Source organism: Moritella sp. 28, from assembly GCF_018219435.1.
Lineage (GTDB): Bacteria > Pseudomonadota > Gammaproteobacteria > Enterobacterales > Moritellaceae > Moritella.
In genome coordinates this window covers 2,393,957-2,408,662 of sequence record NZ_CP056121.1, presented here as the reverse complement: position 1 = coordinate 2,408,662, position 14,706 = coordinate 2,393,957, and the positions used below count along the sequence as shown (strand labels likewise).

The following is a 14,706-nucleotide window of genomic DNA, read 5'->3' as shown; positions in this document are numbered from 1 at the left end:
ACATTTTCAGTAAACACATAACACGAGATCATCACCAAATTGGGTACGACATGTTTCATCACTCGTTAATGCACGACCGTCATAGCGGCCATTGGCTCCCATACTCACAATTCTTGCGTTGTCTTTTGTATTGAGATCAAACAACAAATAAGGTCGACCATATGCTTGATGGGGTGTTTGATAATTACTTGTTGTTGTACCAACGGCCCACCATTCCAATACACAATTATGTGTGTTCGGGTCGGGGTCACTACACGCTTGGATAGTAGGCGTATCTTGTTTAAATTTTTGAGGCTTAAATTGAAATGGGTCGGGAATAGCGCGAACTATACTGCTCATGTCGCCAAACAAGGGACTGCCCGAACCGTCTGAAATTAATTGGTTTCCTATATCAACTAAGCCGCTATCACCGCCACTTAAATAAGGGCCACGCCAACCACGTTGGTAATCATTATTCCACGGAATTTGAATTATGCCGTTACTGTCCATGCTTGAGTATAAAAACAATAAATCAACAGGAGATGTCTGATTTGGAAATGAAAAATTGTCTTTTTTATAAGTTAATAACGCATTCCTAATATTAAGCATTTCAGTTTTAGCTGTTGCTAATTGACTCTCTTTAACCGCGTTTTGATTAAACGAATACATAGCGCCACCAGCAAGTATTGCTAATATGCCCACTACAACTAATAATTCCAACAAGGTAAAACCACGATGACGATGAACGGTTGGATAATGAATTAGAGGTAAAATATTAGATGATATTAGTGAAATATATGTCATAGGTAACAACTAGAATAAGCAGTAAATATAAAGAAACAGAAAGTAGAATTAATTCTATGTTAAATAGACATAACCAAGAGGTATTCCCCCTTGATTATGTGCTTAGCAAACTAAACGAATTAATTAAATTTAACTAAATACGATTAGATTTTTTGACCGTTAAATTCAGCGATTTCTTCATCTAGGAAGTCACCACGCGCATCAACAACCGCTTGAACTTGTGCTTCACCGTTAGTAAACTCGTCACCTGCTGAACCCACGTTTATAAGTGCAATGTAATGAGCGTATTTATCTTTACCGACTTGACCGTAGAAAGGTGCTTTACTAAATGCAGCATTAGGACCTGTACCTACTAAGTCAGACGCTTGGCCAAGGCCCATTGCGATAAGCACATCGTTTTCCGCTGCGCCAAGTTTAATGTTGTTATAACCACCGTCACCTTGTTTCCAAATTAGCACTGGAGAAGCAGTTTCAATCGTACCAGCAAAACCAATACCACGGTATTTATAGCCTGTTTGACCATCTGGGCGTAAACCTTCAAATGCTTGATTTGGAATATCAATACCAACTAGACCCTCACCGCCATCACCAAAATCAACTGATGTTGTACCATCTAATGCAACTATTGACGCTTTAGTTGCAACATCTGTATCACATGCTTCAGAGATTGCATAACGCATGCTTGTAATACCCACATCGTTCAGTGCTGCTGCTTGCTTCGCTGTTAGTGCAGCAATATCGAATTTAGCCGCTAGTTTTTTAGTCATACCGCCGCCAATACCCGACGCATTTGATGTGCCACCGTATTTATAAGACGTCGTTGGAGCCGCTGTTGCAGGAAGTACACCACCATCAGTTGCTGAAGGGACTGAAGTTGATACCGTACCAGCGGCATCATAGTTGGCACAAACAAGAGATTCCATGTTGTTCGGAAGCGTACCTTTAGTCGTAGCTCGGTAGATACGAGTCGCATCTTCAATACCTGCGATTGCGCTTGTTGCAACACCACGTGCAGCGGTAGCTTCTTGACCACTGAACGATGAAAGCATTGCGCCACCGATGATTGCGATGATACCAACAACAACGAGTAGTTCTAAAAGCGTGAAACCGCCTTGATTTTTGTTTACGAATTTCATTTAAAAAATACCTATACTTGTGATTGTATAGAGTACACAGGCCTCGCGCCCGCTGCGTTCTATGAGATTTGAGTTTGTAGTTAAATGGACGACCTCTCGCCGCTCCATGGTTCCAGTTAAAAGCAGTTGCCTTTAACTGGGGGTTTACTGGATATAATCAGTCTTTCTGAAAATCCAAAGTAAATCTGTACTGTTTACCGCAGTGGATAATGATTTCTTTTTGATTACGCTTCAATATTTTCATTTCAACTCTAAAGTCACCGTAACCATCATGTTCAAACACTTCGTCAAACACTTCATTCAATTTTTCTTTTACTGATAGATCACTCATTCTTAGTCCCTTAAGTTGCGCTAACCACATCTTGTGTATTCATCACTCGGTCGACTAAATTAAATAGATAAGCAGGTAAGATAATTGATTTTTGTTTCGCTAATACCCGCTTTAGCTCTCGAGTACCAGTACCATCGACTTTAATTTTTGACCAACTAATAATCGTGTCAGTACCGCTAAAGTGAACGCCATAATTAATCACGTTAATTTTATTCAGTTGTTCATCACGAACCAATTCAATAACAATACATCTACTTTTTTTATTTATCGAAAAATCAACGACACAACCTGCATTTTTAGGCAATTGTTTATTGAGTAGTATTAGTACTGGCGTCTTTTTACTAATAACACTTTTTTTAAACCGCTTAAGCCTTGACACAAAACCAAACATAAACAACCCCTTACAATCAACCTACGAATGCGAACCATTCGCATATCGATGAGGGCATTCTAACTAAATTTATGATTATTGCAACATTGCTCACAATTAATTAGGCTTCAAAGTATGTTGGAAAAATGTAGTGACTGTAACAAAAGTGTCACGCTGGAAAATGTAACGCTAAATTTGACTCTTAGGATAGTGATAATTATTGCAGGGGGAGTAGTTTTCAGCTAAAAAAATTAATTTGAAATATTGACTAAAATATCTCTTAATGGATAACAAAAATGAGTAATTGATATGAATTCGGATTAAGTAATTACAGACTATTATCAATTACTCGTACATTTTAAAGATCTAATAATCCCGAAACATAGTCATCATAACTTGACTCTATATCCAAATCGCATGCGGATAAATCTTTCATCGCTATCTTTTCTAGCGCTTCTAGTTCAGCTATATTCTCTTGTAATGCAAGTTGCTGCTCACGCAGTTCATCTAATCTTGTACGACTCTGGTGTAACATATACAACATACGAGGTGGGCTATCCGGTTTGTCATCATACAGCGCCAAATAATGCTTTGCTGATGCCAAGCTAATACCTAGACGTTTGCTACGTAAAATAATAATTAAACGGGCGCGCTGACGATAATCATAATACATAAACCGTCCTCGACGTTCGGATTGTAATAATCCCTTCGTCTCATAAAAACGAATAGCTCGTCGCGTGATCGAGAACTCTTCAGCAAGATCCGCCGCGGTATAATACATCGTCATTAATTAAACCCTTATTTAAAAACTGCCCTATGCTTCGCATACGAATAATTTACCACAAATTCACCCTATTGCTTAATTTAAACCATAATTAGTGTTGCAAAGCTTATGTAATGCGTCGAGGTTAGTTATGCGTATCCCCAAATTACAATCAAGCCAATACTCGTGGTTTATACGTCCGATCTTGTGGTTACTTGCGAGAAAACAAAATAAGACCTTAAAACCCGCACAAATACTGGGGCGTAAACCTAGGCTATTCGCTGCCGTCTTTCTATTATATAAAACCATTAATAGAAGAAGTTCCCCTATTCAACTCTATATTCACGCACTCATGAGTGTACGCGTGGCACAGCTAAATCAGTGTGAGTTCACCATCGAGCATGACTCTAAAGTATTACGCAGTCTTAAAGAAAGGTTGAATAAAGATAAACTATTAGATTGGCAAAATTGCAGTGATTTCAAGCCTCAAGAATGTGCAGTACTGGCCTATACCGACGCAATTACAAACACGTCGTTACACGTGACTGACAGACATATAGATCAATTACGTTGTTATTATAATGATGATGAAATTGTTGAGTTAACCACTATTATTGTATTTCAAAACATGACCACAAAATTCAACACTGCATTTGATGTCTGCAGAAAAACAGTTTAGAAAATTCAATCCTAGCAGTCTCGAAAAATACGGGCTGAAAACGAAAAACGAGAGTGTTAATACTTTTATTAAGTACTAACCCTCTCGCTATAATTGTAATACTAATCAAACAAATTGATTAAAATTAACGGCCCATACGTTTCAATGCTGACGTAGAGAAATCTTTACGTTTCGCTTTAACGTCGAACTGAATACCTTTGCGCTCTTCATTATTCAGACCAGTCACAAGGTAACGACCGGCGATAATATCATAGAGCGTTTCTGCTGCAAACCAGTTCACATCAGCGTTATAATATTGAACTGAATGTGCTTCTGCAACACGCCATAAGTTACCACGTGCATCATAATGGTCAATCACTCCTGCTTGCCAACTATCCTCATCAATAAAGAAGTTACGCTGTGCATAAACATGACGTTGGCCATCTTTTACTTTTGCTTGAACTTCCCACACACGATGCTTTTCGTAACGTGTGTATTCTTGGTTGATATGGCCAGGCTTCACAATATCTTTATATTCAAGATCGGTAGAAGAAAGGTTGTAAGAGTTATATGGAATATATAGCTCTTTTTTACCAACCAGCGTCCAGTTATAACGGTCAGGAGCACCATTGTACATATCATAGTTATCTGACGTACGTGAACCTTCTACGCCAATCCCTTCGCCATCATACGATACGTTTGGAGCACGACGAACACGACGTTGCCCTGAATTATAGATCCATGCTTTACGTGGTTCTTTCACTTGGTCAATAGTTTCATGTACAAGGGCAATCGTACCCGTTAGACGTGCAGGTGCGATAATACGCTGCATGTAATAGAACAAAATATTGTCATCTTTCTTCGCATCACGACCGCCTTTCAGCGCTTCAGGAATATAAAATTTATCCTGTACTTTTACCGCAGTATAAGCGCCATTTCGCTGCACTGGAATGGTGGTAATGACACGTTCAGCGTGACCACCACGATAACGAGTAATGTGATTCCAGATTACTTCTAAACCATTTTCAGGAATTGGAAACGGAATTGATATTTTAAAATTGTTTAAACCATTACCACCCGCCGAAAGACTCGTATTTAAAGCGTTATCTTTAATTGTGGCATAGATATCATCTGGCTGAGCAAAACTACGGCGCGTTTCATAAACAGGCATCTTATAAGTATCAGGATACTTCTTAAACATAGCCAACTGGCCAGGCGTTAAATTGTCTTTGTATTTATCAACATTGGCCGCTGTAATAACGAACTGCGGCTTATCCGCTGCGAATGGATTCGTCACCCTATCATTTTTACCAATGTCTGTCCCTAGGATTGCGTTAGTAATGCCGCCTGTCCATGCAGGAATGGAACCGTCAGCATTACCCGCTTTAACCGCACCGACTGGTGTTAACTCTTTCCCTAATTTAGCCGCATCTGCCTCACTTACTTTTGCAAGTGCTGATGCCGAGAATGCCATAGCTACTGAAATCGCAGCTACGCTATATGCTTTATTTAAAACTTTCATATTAAAATCCTTTTCGATAACGTCTATTCGCTCTATCCGAATTTACTCTCTAAAACTTAATATACTTATCAATGCCTAATTAGAACGATATACCAACTGCAACAGAAACATAATCACGATCAGATAGCGGGTTAAAATCACCACCAAATTGGGTATAGCTCACTGACGCATTGTATTTTTTTAGGTAATCCGCTTTTAAGGCAACATTGATACCTGTACGACCTTCCTGGAATGTACCTTGTGGTTCAGGGCTGTAACCATAAACGTCATGAGACCAAGCTACAGACGGTGCTAAATCAACACCAGCGAAAACATTACGGTAATCGGCTTTTACTGCTAGACGATAACCAGCACTGTCAGACGTTGTAAAGCCATCTTTATCATCACCTAAACCATCAAAACTAACGCCATAAACCGTTGCACGGCCATATTTAACAGCACCATCTGATTCATCTAAGTCCCATACGTGACCATAACCCAGTTCAGCAACCGCGGTAATTCGATCGGTACCCAGTGCTTTATCAAAGAACTTAATAAACGTCAGTTGCGCTTGGCTATAATCAAAACGCTCAAAACCATCGACAGTATCACCAGCTTTTGCCTTTCGGTATTCTGGCGTTAACGGTGAGCCATCGGAATCAGATAGTGCTGAAGCGAGAAGATCTGCGCCATTAATTTGCAGTGGCATATCCAGACGATGACTCACTTCACCTGATACCGCCCATTCTGAGACAGTTGTATTAAAACTAAGACCAAACAACTGAATATCTTCTGGATAAACAGTATGATAATGAGGGTTATACGCATCTACGCCAGGAATGAATGGTAATAAAGCTCCAGTAGCAGGATCACTCTTTGGTGCAGTGTTATAAACACCAGCTTCGGCACTCGCATATGGTAAACGAGAGTGGTAGTTCATATAATAGAATCCAAATTCGGTTGCATTTAAGCTTTCTGCATAATATTTAAATGCAACACCGAATTGACCATCATCAGATGCCATTTCATCCGTACCACGAGTTGCATAAATACCTGCATCATATAGACCTTTATCTGTTACACCAGTGCTAGGATCAACAACTAACGTGTTGCAACCTTCAGCTAAATAATCCGCTGTCGAGAAATAAGTACCACAACTATCAATCACTGTTGGTTCAAATTCCAATTGATAAAACGCTTCAATACTTAAATTATCTGTTAAACCCACGTTAGCAAAAATCATGTTTACCGGTAATAAACCTTCTTTTACTTCAGCTCCCGGACGACGGAAAGCGGCCGCATCAACAGGATTGACCGCGTTAATACCGCCTTGAATGAATGAACTTTCCCCCCAGTTAACGACTTGCTTACCAATACGTAAATCAACAGCTGTGTCACCTAAGTAGAAGCCAGTGAAGACATAAGCATCAAGTAATGCGACACCTTTCGATTTAGTTAAATCATTAAAATCATCATCATTAATAGGCTGATTAGCAACGTAACCATTTGTACCACTACCGTGTATGGCATCATTTTTATCTAATGCATAGTCATACCAATACTTACCACGAACAAAGGCACCAAAAGTTGTGCCCTCTTCTGTTTCATACGTTAAACCAAGATCATGAATACCTTTAATAGTTTGAGTAAAAGCATCACCTTTATCATAGTTTAAATTACCGTCGTCACCCGTAGGTGTATTACCCTTAAGACCACCATTGCCGACACCGACATTTTTGGCATCTTGCTCTTGAACACGCCAGCTTGAACCCGCAGAAATTTGTGAGTTAAATGAACCTTCAACATCACCCCAGTTAAATTCAATTGCATGTGGTGCGGCTGTATAGCCTGAGACGATTAGTGCAAGAGCAATTGGTGTTGTTCTAAAAAATTTCTTCTGAGTTGTATTTTTCATAATAGTATCCATGCTACACCTTTAATTTGTTTTCATTCCATTAACAATTAGGTTGTAAGTATTATATTCACATAATACTTTTACTACACAGTCTCAGGTATAGGCTAAACGTGCCAAATTACTGTCAATCCAAGCCAAAAAGATATTTTATGCGAGCTATGTCAAACAATTAAAATAGATATAGAAACTTTACATCAGGGAGCCGCCCCCCTAAAGCGGAGGTAAACAGAGAAATAGTATTAGATAAGTGGGGGAGATATGAATGAATTAATATACATGCTTGTCAGTTTTTTGTTGCTTGGTGGAATTGAAGCCGCCATTGTTGGTTGTTAAAACGCCAAATTGAACTACGTAAACTGCCTGTTTCTTTTACCTTACCATCGTTAATCGAATTCGCTTGATAACAAACCAGCATTGTATCTGCAGCTAACTCAACAACTTTAAACTGAGTCAAGCTCCAACGTTGCGTCGCTGACTTGGCTAATAACCATGCCACTATCTCGCTACGTGAAGTATAAGTTCCTATTGGTGATATCTCAAATAACTCAGGGTGTAAGACCTCATCAAGCCGCATCGGAGATTGTGAAAAATCACTATGTAATAAGGTTTCTTCACGTTGTTTAAAGCGATCGATTAGTCCGGCGTCTGATGTATCAAAATGATTCATACCTGTCCCTACTTTCTATTAATACTTATTGATACTAGATGGCGATGATTTTGTCATGCCAACTTGATTTCTATTTTAGCGATGCGTTATGCCGCCATCCCCTGCTACAGATAAATAGAGCAGAAGGTAGGCAAATATCAACACATGTAACACAACTTAATCGATAAAGATGTATTTATGCATTTGAACAGACAGTTTCCAGTTACGTTCAATACATAGCTTGATCGCTAAGTCTGTTGCACGTTTTTGCTGTGAGATAGGCTGTAAACACATAATCTTGTCCGTAGTGTCTATATTCGCAATTAGCTCGTCCAGCTCTTCAATGTGTTTTTCCATTGCGATCACATGTTTAATTTCATTTGCACGACGCAGTGCACTCTGTAGAACCGGTAGCTGACCTTTCATCTGGATCTTTGGTGATACTGTCACCCAAGTCGTGTCTGTTGCGCGAACTTCGGATGTTCCCGAAGTCTCAATTTGGCAGAAATATCCTGCTTGTTCTAATTCACGCGTTAATTCGACAAGGTCATATTGGCAAGGTTCACCACCCGAAATCACAATATGCTTTGCAACAAAACCGTTTTTTTGTATCATGGCAATGAATTCTTGTGCAGTAAAGTTCGCCCAATGTGGTTTATCATCGCAAGCTTTGTTCACCGTTTGTTGTGACACTTGCATCTCGGGATCAACAGCCCAAGTTTGTTTGGTATCACACCACGAACAACCTACATCGCATCCTTGTAGGCGAATAAAGATAACGGGATAACCAGTAAAATGGCCTTCACCTTGTACTGTTTCAAAAATTTCATTAACCGGATACTGCATTTTTATAACCTAATAAACTTCAAGTAACGTTTATTGTATCATCTGCCCTGTATATTTTTAACATTTTATATAGGGCGCTTTCGATCGCACAGTAATTGCTTAGCAATCGCATAATTAGTAGGTAGGTAATCAATGAAAATATGGCTGTACAATATTTTCACCATTTTTTGTTTTGTGGTTTTAGGGCGTGTTATTAGCATGCTATTACCCGTTGAATTTCCCTCAAGTATCATCGGCTTATTACTTTTATTTATCGCATTAAGCAGTGGCATGCTAAAGCAAAAGTATGTAGCAAAAGTATGCTTTCAACTTAATCGTCACATAGGTATCTTATTTGTACCTGCAGGTGTTGCCCTCATGGGTTACTTTGATTTAGTGCAACAAAACTTGCTGCCCCTCATCATGGCGAGTTTCATTGGTACTGTTGTTATCTTTTTTACCGTTGGACATACCTATTGTTTTTTTAATCGAGCAAGTGCCACCAAATCAAATAAAGCACTAAATAAAAAACAAGGTGGTGATAAATGATCGTATATTTAGCTATCCCATTAACCCTTGTTATCTATTTTTTTGCGCAATGGATTTATAAGAAAACCGCACTTGCGATCTTTAATCCAATCCTGCTTTGTATTGGCATGTTAATTACCATCATGATGGTATTTGGATTTAAGCTTGAAGAATACGAACAAGGTACAACGATATTAACGCGTTTGCTCGAACCTGCCGTTATTGCCCTCGCCTTCCCCTTATATCAACAATTTGTCCACGTTAAGGCAAAAATAGTACCCATATTAATTGCCTGTAGTGCCGGCGTCATTATCGGGTTGGTCGTTACCGTATTCGTCGCCATTAGCTTTTCAGCGCCACCTGAAATTGTGGCCTCAGCAGCACCTAAGGCAGTAACCATGCCAATAGCAATGGCAATTAGCAAAACGATCGGTGGGATCCCAGCTATTTCTGCGATCATGGTTATTATGGTCGGTATATTTGGTAACGTCTGCGCACCATTTTTATTGAAACATTTACGAATTCACACCCCCGAAGCCCAAGGACTTGCTATTGGTGCAGGTTCACATGTTATTGGCACTTCTAAGGCGATGGAACTGAGTCATACTCACGGTGCGTTTAGCACCACAGCATTACTCATTAGTGGCGTATTAACATCTATTATTGCGCCGATGCTATACCCTTACCTACTCAGTTGTATGCTCTAGTATAACCACATAACATCCATTTTTTGGTACTGATATCGAGATATGTCAGTACCTATTTTCATCGTTACCCATGCCTACTCCAAACATGCAAAAGTACAATCTTCAGCTAAAATAAGCTTAGAGGATGCGATATATAACCTGCGGAGGTTATCATGAAACAATTTTCCCATAGAACAGTTGTGTGTCCACATTGTGGTAAATTTATCACGGCTGATATTGATGCCAGCAATGGCGAGCAAGATTTTTATGATGAGTGCAGTGCCTGCTGCAATAGTATTCACTTTAAATTATTGCATGATCAAGCTCATGAAAAGTTTGAATTATTTATTGATGCGGATGATGAGCAAATATTTTAAATCAGATTCTTTTGAATACAAATTGTATAAATAAGGTCGTATTAGAGAATGTGTGAATTTAGAGCGATGCGGCATGTTTGAAAAAACTGCTAAGCCTGAATATCGCTCTTATGATGCTATTTTCTATCAACTATAAGGTAACGTTAATTACTTATTTGCCATCATACGTTCGACAGTATCAACAATCGCTTGTGTCTGGCTGTCAATTTCAATGTTTACAAACTGACCAATACGACGACTGCCTAGGTTCGTTACGGCTAACGTTTCTGGTATTAAATGAACCCAAAAATGACCGTCTGCTACATCACCTAATGTGAGGCTGATACCATCAATTGAGATGAAGCCTTTTGGTAATACGTATTTTTGCCATTCTTGGGCTATTTTAAAGCAGATATCGCAGTTAGTTTCAGTACGATTAATGGTGACAATTTCAGCTTGTGTATGTACATGACCCGACAATAGATGCCCGCCAATCTCATCACCAAATTTTGCAGCGCGTTCTAGATTAACTTCATCGCCTACTTCAAGGTCGACAAGATTCGTTACTTTAAGTGTTTCTTCAATCACGTCAAAGCAAACACTGTCATCATTCATTTTTACTACCGTCAAGCATGTACCGTTATTCGCGATACTTGCACCGATAACTAAACCGTCTTGATGTACTTTATCTAGCGCAACTTCTAACGTATGTAATTGCTCTTTTTTTTCGATACTAATAATCTTTGCTTTTCTTTGTACAATACCAGTAAACATAAATGACCTTTATCACTACTTAAACGAATATACCTAACTATATCGTGTTAGTTTAGATAATTCATCTAGTTAATAACTTGATGTTAATATCGAATAAAATAAATTTAAATACATCTTTAAATGCTAGCCATAAAGGATTATTATGCTTCTAGCTGGATCAGGTATACCCTCACGAACGCGAATATCACAACATTCATAATCACTTCTTTCGTTTTCAGCAACATCAATTCTTAGAATACACAATATAACAACCCCAAAAATATTCGGAGTAGCAGTGCAGAAATATCGATCTGAGGTTTCTAAATTATTTAAATTAATGGTTCCAATTTTGATCGCACAACTTGCGTTCACTGTCATGGGCTTTGTTGATACCGTAATGGCTGGCGCAGTAAGTGCAACAGACATGGCGGCGGTCGCGATCGCCAACAGTATTTGGTTCCCAGTACTCATGTTTTTGATCGGCATTTTAATGGCGGTCACCCCTATCGTAGCGCAACTTTATGGCGCTAAAAAGAAAAATCAAATTGCACAAGTGGTTCAACAAGGTATCTGGTTTGTATTAATCACCTTTCTGCCTATGATGGCGCTACTGTATTACAGCCCTATGATCCTTGAATTCATGCATGTTGAAGATAGATTAGCTGAGCTAACAACAGGTTATTTACGTGTTATTTCATTAGCATTGCCTTTTGCATGTGGTTATCAAGTATTTCGTAGTTACCATGAAGGTCTAGGCATTACCAAACCAACCATGGTGATTGGTTTAATTGGTATCATGGTAAACGTACCTGCAAACTACATCTTCATTAATGGTCACTTTGGTATGCCTGCACTGGGTGGCGTTGGTTGTGCTGTTGCATCTGCATTAGTATTTGTTGCTATGTTTTTTTCGATGATTGCTTATAGCTACTTCCATAAAGACTTTAAAGAGATCAAATTATTCGATCAAGTTTATGGTATCGATAAAAAAGAAATGTCGCACATCATTAGTGTTGGTTTCCCAATTGCCGCATCTATGTTCTGTGAAGTAACTTTATTTGCAGTTGTGTCTATTCTGTTAGCACCACTTGGCGCGATTACGGTTGCAGCACATCAGGTTGCGTTAAACTTCTCATCAATGGTCTTCATGCTACCACTTAGTATTGGTATTGCAGCGACAATTACCGTTGGCCAATATGTTGGGGAGAAAAAACCACTACAAGCGAAGTTTGCCAGTATCACTGCGATGTGGATGGGTGTTGGTTTTTCTGTGATTACTGCGATCTTCACCATTATACTGCGTAACGAGATTGCAGAAATTTATACCGAAGACATGACCACCATTAATATTGCAACAGGTTTAATGTTGATTGCCGCTGTGTATCAAATTTCAGATGCAGTTCAGGTTATTGCTGCTGGTGCATTACGTGGTTATAAAGAAACAAGTGTGATCTTTTACATCACCCTATTCTCTTATTGGGCTGTGGGCATGACTATTGGTTATACGCTGGCATTAACAGATTTAATTGTACCAGCAATGGGCGCAGCTGGTTTCTGGATTGGATTTATTTCAGGTCTAACAATGGCGGCAATATTGTTATCGATTAAACTTGCAAGTGTTTATAAGAAAACAACGCAAGATCATACAGTTGAGTTAGCGACAGCAGCCTAATCAATATTGCTGTTTGGTTAGTACTAAACATAATAAAATAATTAAAAGGCGGTAGTGATTCAGATCACTACCGCCTTTTTTATACAACTTCGATGACGTTTAATCAAGTAAACGCGATGGCTTACTGAATATCAAGTCGCTTCATCAAGCGATGTAAATTACTTCTATCAACCCCAATCGCGCGTGCCGTTGCCGCCGAATTACCATTATTTTCAGCTAACATACTTTTGATAAACTGAGTCTGAAAATCGTCGGTTATTTGTTTTAGGTTATTATCATTGGCACTCGGGCTAATCACAATTTCGCCTTGTTCAACATTGCTATCAACCGACATAGCAGCCGATCTATTCATCGATAAAGAAGACGTTAATTGATTACTATCATTGGCTGTTTGTATATCTAAATCACTGCTTTCGAGTATCACAACACGCTCATCTTTGCGGTTACGAGCTGCTGCACGTAACGAGGCTCGACTTAATAGATGCTCAAGCTCACGCACATTACCTGGCCATTCATACGCCAATAATGCACGCTCTGCATCTTTGGCTAACGTTAAATTATTAATACCGACTTTACGTTGGATCTTAGCAAGGAAATTACCTGCTAATAACAAAATATCGTTACCACGTTCGCGTAAGCTTGGTACTTTTAAGGGATACACAGTTAAGCGATGGTATAAGTCATCTCTAAAACGTCCTTCTGCAACCTCTTTCGCTAAGTCTCGGTTCGTCGCTGTAATTAAACGCACATCAACCTTATGTGGCTTATCACTGCCTAAACGTTGGAGTTCACCAAATTGAATAACGCGTAATAATTTGGCTTGAATAGACATAGGTAATTCACCAATTTCATCTAAAAATAACGTGCCACCATCGGCAAGTTCAAATTTACCCAAACGGTTTTTAGTTGCGCCAGTAAATGCACCAGCGACATGGCCAAATAGCTCACTTTCGACCATGGTTTCGGGTAATGCAGCGCAGTTAACTGTAATTAATGCTTCATTGGCACGTTTTGATGCCATATGAATTCGACGCGCGACTAGCTCTTTACCCGAACCAGATTCACCATATATTAATGCCGCTAAGTCAGAGTCAGCCACTAAGTCTATTTCTAAATTAAGCATGTTCATCGCTGAACTTGAGCCGATCATTTCCTCACTGAACTTCTCGCTAATTAAACTCGCAGTCACTTGCTCTTGGCGTTGCACTCTTTGGTCTAATGCAAAGATTAAGTTGGCGGTTTTTATCACAGCTTCGGTCAAGCCAATCATGGAATTCAGGATTTGTGGGTCGAGAGAATCGAAGCGTTGTGGATTAAGCGCATCCATAGTGACAATACCCCACGGCTTGTTATCAATCACTAAAACCGCGCCCATACAATCGTGGACATTAAGTTGTCCATCTGGCGTTTGGATCAAGCCGTCATAAGGATCGGGTAGATCACAGGCAGCATCAAAACGGAGTACTTTTTTTTGTACTTCATTTTCGTAGTTAGCTAGAATCTGCTCAAATCTTGGATGTTCTGCAATGGGAAAATGTCGCCCCATTGCTTCTATTTGTAAACCGTTAGCCGATTTAGGCACCAAATTATCGCCTTCCAGCTTGAGTAATACACACGCGTCACATGAAAAAATATCCCGCCATGACTGCAATAATCGGTTATATCTTTGGTGCTTAGGTAGTTCTCGAGAAAGGTCATAGATAATCGTATCTATGCTCTCGATAAAACGGAGATTTTCCATTGTAACTAGTCCTTAAATCGGTCATTCAATAAGTATTAGTTA

At 39.3% G+C, this 14,706-nt stretch carries 16 protein-coding genes; 5 read left to right on the top strand and 11 right to left on the bottom strand.

Annotated elements, in window-relative coordinates:
- Window positions 1–6 precede the first annotated feature (6 nt).
- From HWV02_RS10765 to HWV02_RS10745, 5 genes are all read right to left on the bottom strand, one after another.
- Window positions 7–783: a prepilin-type N-terminal cleavage/methylation domain-containing protein gene (locus tag HWV02_RS10765; RefSeq protein ID WP_211679629.1), complete on the bottom strand. Its 777-nt coding sequence runs from the start codon at window positions 781–783 to the stop codon at window positions 7–9.
- Window positions 784–926: 143 nt separating this feature from the next.
- On the bottom strand, window positions 927–1,919 hold the full coding sequence (locus HWV02_RS10760; protein WP_211679628.1) for a type II secretion system protein: 993 nt from the start codon (window positions 1,917–1,919) through the stop codon (window positions 927–929).
- 157 nt (window positions 1,920–2,076) lie between these two features.
- Window positions 2,077–2,250, bottom strand: coding sequence for a hypothetical protein (locus HWV02_RS10755; RefSeq protein WP_211679627.1), 174 nt, complete (start codon window positions 2,248–2,250; stop codon window positions 2,077–2,079).
- 10 nt (window positions 2,251–2,260) lie between these two features.
- Entirely contained in the window at window positions 2,261–2,641 is a 381-nt protein-coding gene (locus tag HWV02_RS10750) for a hypothetical protein (protein WP_211679626.1), read from the bottom strand.
- A 337-nt stretch (window positions 2,642–2,978) separates the two neighbouring features.
- Window positions 2,979–3,407, bottom strand: a complete 429-nt coding sequence (locus HWV02_RS10745; RefSeq protein ID WP_211679625.1) for a MerR family DNA-binding protein — start codon at window positions 3,405–3,407, stop codon at window positions 2,979–2,981.
- Window positions 3,408–3,534: 127 nt separating this feature from the next.
- Here HWV02_RS10745 and HWV02_RS10740 point away from each other — a divergent pair, with 127 nt between their 5' ends.
- Window positions 3,535–4,062 (top strand): carboxymuconolactone decarboxylase family protein, encoded by a 528-nt coding sequence (locus tag HWV02_RS10740; protein WP_211679624.1) that lies wholly within the window; start codon window positions 3,535–3,537, stop codon window positions 4,060–4,062.
- 124 nt (window positions 4,063–4,186) lie between these two features.
- Here HWV02_RS10740 and HWV02_RS10735 read toward each other — a convergent pair whose 3' ends face one another.
- From HWV02_RS10735 to queE, 4 genes are all read right to left on the bottom strand, one after another.
- Window positions 4,187–5,563 (bottom strand): DUF1329 domain-containing protein, encoded by a 1,377-nt coding sequence (locus HWV02_RS10735; RefSeq protein ID WP_211679623.1) that lies wholly within the window; start codon window positions 5,561–5,563, stop codon window positions 4,187–4,189.
- A gap of 79 nt (window positions 5,564–5,642) precedes the next feature.
- Window positions 5,643–7,457 carry a DUF1302 domain-containing protein gene (locus HWV02_RS10730; protein WP_211679622.1) on the bottom strand — a complete coding sequence of 605 codons (1,815 nt, stop codon included), beginning with the start codon at window positions 7,455–7,457 and terminating at the stop codon, window positions 5,643–5,645.
- Between the two features lie 283 nt (window positions 7,458–7,740).
- A complete protein-coding gene (locus tag HWV02_RS10725) occupies window positions 7,741–8,124 on the bottom strand; it encodes a DUF4440 domain-containing protein (RefSeq protein ID WP_211679621.1) in 384 nt (127 codons plus the stop codon).
- Between the two features lie 156 nt (window positions 8,125–8,280).
- The gene (gene queE, locus HWV02_RS10720) at window positions 8,281–8,949 is read right to left on the bottom strand and encodes a 7-carboxy-7-deazaguanine synthase QueE (protein WP_211679620.1); all 669 of its coding nucleotides are present in this window, start codon (window positions 8,947–8,949) and stop codon (window positions 8,281–8,283) included.
- Window positions 8,950–9,081: 132 nt separating this feature from the next.
- Here queE and HWV02_RS10715 point away from each other — a divergent pair, with 132 nt between their 5' ends.
- The 3 genes from HWV02_RS10715 (at window position 9,082) to HWV02_RS10705 (ending at window position 10,519) form a co-directional block, all read left to right on the top strand.
- Entirely contained in the window at window positions 9,082–9,477 is a 396-nt protein-coding gene (locus HWV02_RS10715) for a CidA/LrgA family protein (protein WP_211679619.1), read from the top strand.
- Window positions 9,474–10,163: an LrgB family protein gene (locus HWV02_RS10710; RefSeq protein ID WP_211690449.1), complete on the top strand. Its 690-nt coding sequence runs from the start codon at window positions 9,474–9,476 to the stop codon at window positions 10,161–10,163. The genes HWV02_RS10715 and HWV02_RS10710 overlap by 4 nt, the downstream gene beginning before the upstream one ends.
- A gap of 152 nt (window positions 10,164–10,315) precedes the next feature.
- A complete protein-coding gene (locus HWV02_RS10705; protein ID WP_211675292.1) occupies window positions 10,316–10,519 on the top strand; it encodes a CPXCG motif-containing cysteine-rich protein in 204 nt (67 codons plus the stop codon).
- A gap of 147 nt (window positions 10,520–10,666) precedes the next feature.
- On the opposite strand, the gene HWV02_RS10700 is transcribed toward HWV02_RS10705, so the two are convergent.
- A complete protein-coding gene (locus tag HWV02_RS10700) occupies window positions 10,667–11,272 on the bottom strand; it encodes a riboflavin synthase subunit alpha (RefSeq protein WP_211679617.1) in 606 nt (201 codons plus the stop codon).
- Window positions 11,273–11,546: 274 nt separating this feature from the next.
- Here HWV02_RS10700 and HWV02_RS10695 point away from each other — a divergent pair, with 274 nt between their 5' ends.
- Window positions 11,547–12,923, top strand: a complete 1,377-nt coding sequence (locus HWV02_RS10695) for an MATE family efflux transporter (protein WP_211690448.1) — start codon at window positions 11,547–11,549, stop codon at window positions 12,921–12,923.
- A 121-nt stretch (window positions 12,924–13,044) separates the two neighbouring features.
- On the opposite strand, the gene norR is transcribed toward HWV02_RS10695, so the two are convergent.
- Window positions 13,045–14,664 (bottom strand): nitric oxide reductase transcriptional regulator NorR, encoded by a 1,620-nt coding sequence (norR, locus tag HWV02_RS10690; RefSeq protein ID WP_211679615.1) that lies wholly within the window; start codon window positions 14,662–14,664, stop codon window positions 13,045–13,047.
- Window positions 14,665–14,706: the final 42 nt, after the last annotated feature.

Bases quoted from the DNA above. Each gene is read 5' to 3' on its own strand.
- HWV02_RS10750 (WP_211679626.1), bottom strand. From the start codon at position 2,641: ATGTTTGGTTTTGTGTCAAGGCTTAAGCGGTTTAAAAAAAGTGTTATT.
- HWV02_RS10745 (WP_211679625.1), bottom strand. From the start codon at position 3,407: ATGACGATGTATTATACCGCGGCGGATCTTGCTGAAGAGTTCTCGATC.
- HWV02_RS10715 (WP_211679619.1), top strand. From the start codon at position 9,082: ATGAAAATATGGCTGTACAATATTTTCACCATTTTTTGTTTTGTGGTT.
- norR (WP_211679615.1), bottom strand. From the start codon at position 14,664: ATGGAAAATCTCCGTTTTATCGAGAGCATAGATACGATTATCTATGAC.
- queE (WP_211679620.1), bottom strand. From the start codon at position 8,949: ATGCAGTATCCGGTTAATGAAATTTTTGAAACAGTACAAGGTGAAGGC.
- HWV02_RS10710 (WP_211690449.1), top strand. From the start codon at position 9,474: ATGATCGTATATTTAGCTATCCCATTAACCCTTGTTATCTATTTTTTT.
- HWV02_RS10730 (WP_211679622.1), bottom strand. From the start codon at position 7,457: ATGAAAAATACAACTCAGAAGAAATTTTTTAGAACAACACCAATTGCT.
- HWV02_RS10705 (WP_211675292.1), top strand. From the start codon at position 10,316: ATGAAACAATTTTCCCATAGAACAGTTGTGTGTCCACATTGTGGTAAA.
- HWV02_RS10725 (WP_211679621.1), bottom strand. From the start codon at position 8,124: ATGAATCATTTTGATACATCAGACGCCGGACTAATCGATCGCTTTAAA.
- HWV02_RS10760 (WP_211679628.1), bottom strand. From the start codon at position 1,919: ATGAAATTCGTAAACAAAAATCAAGGCGGTTTCACGCTTTTAGAACTA.
- HWV02_RS10765 (WP_211679629.1), bottom strand. From the start codon at position 783: ATGACATATATTTCACTAATATCATCTAATATTTTACCTCTAATTCAT.
- HWV02_RS10740 (WP_211679624.1), top strand. From the start codon at position 3,535: ATGCGTATCCCCAAATTACAATCAAGCCAATACTCGTGGTTTATACGT.
- HWV02_RS10735 (WP_211679623.1), bottom strand. From the start codon at position 5,563: ATGAAAGTTTTAAATAAAGCATATAGCGTAGCTGCGATTTCAGTAGCT.
- HWV02_RS10755 (WP_211679627.1), bottom strand. From the start codon at position 2,250: ATGAGTGATCTATCAGTAAAAGAAAAATTGAATGAAGTGTTTGACGAA.
- HWV02_RS10700 (WP_211679617.1), bottom strand. From the start codon at position 11,272: ATGTTTACTGGTATTGTACAAAGAAAAGCAAAGATTATTAGTATCGAA.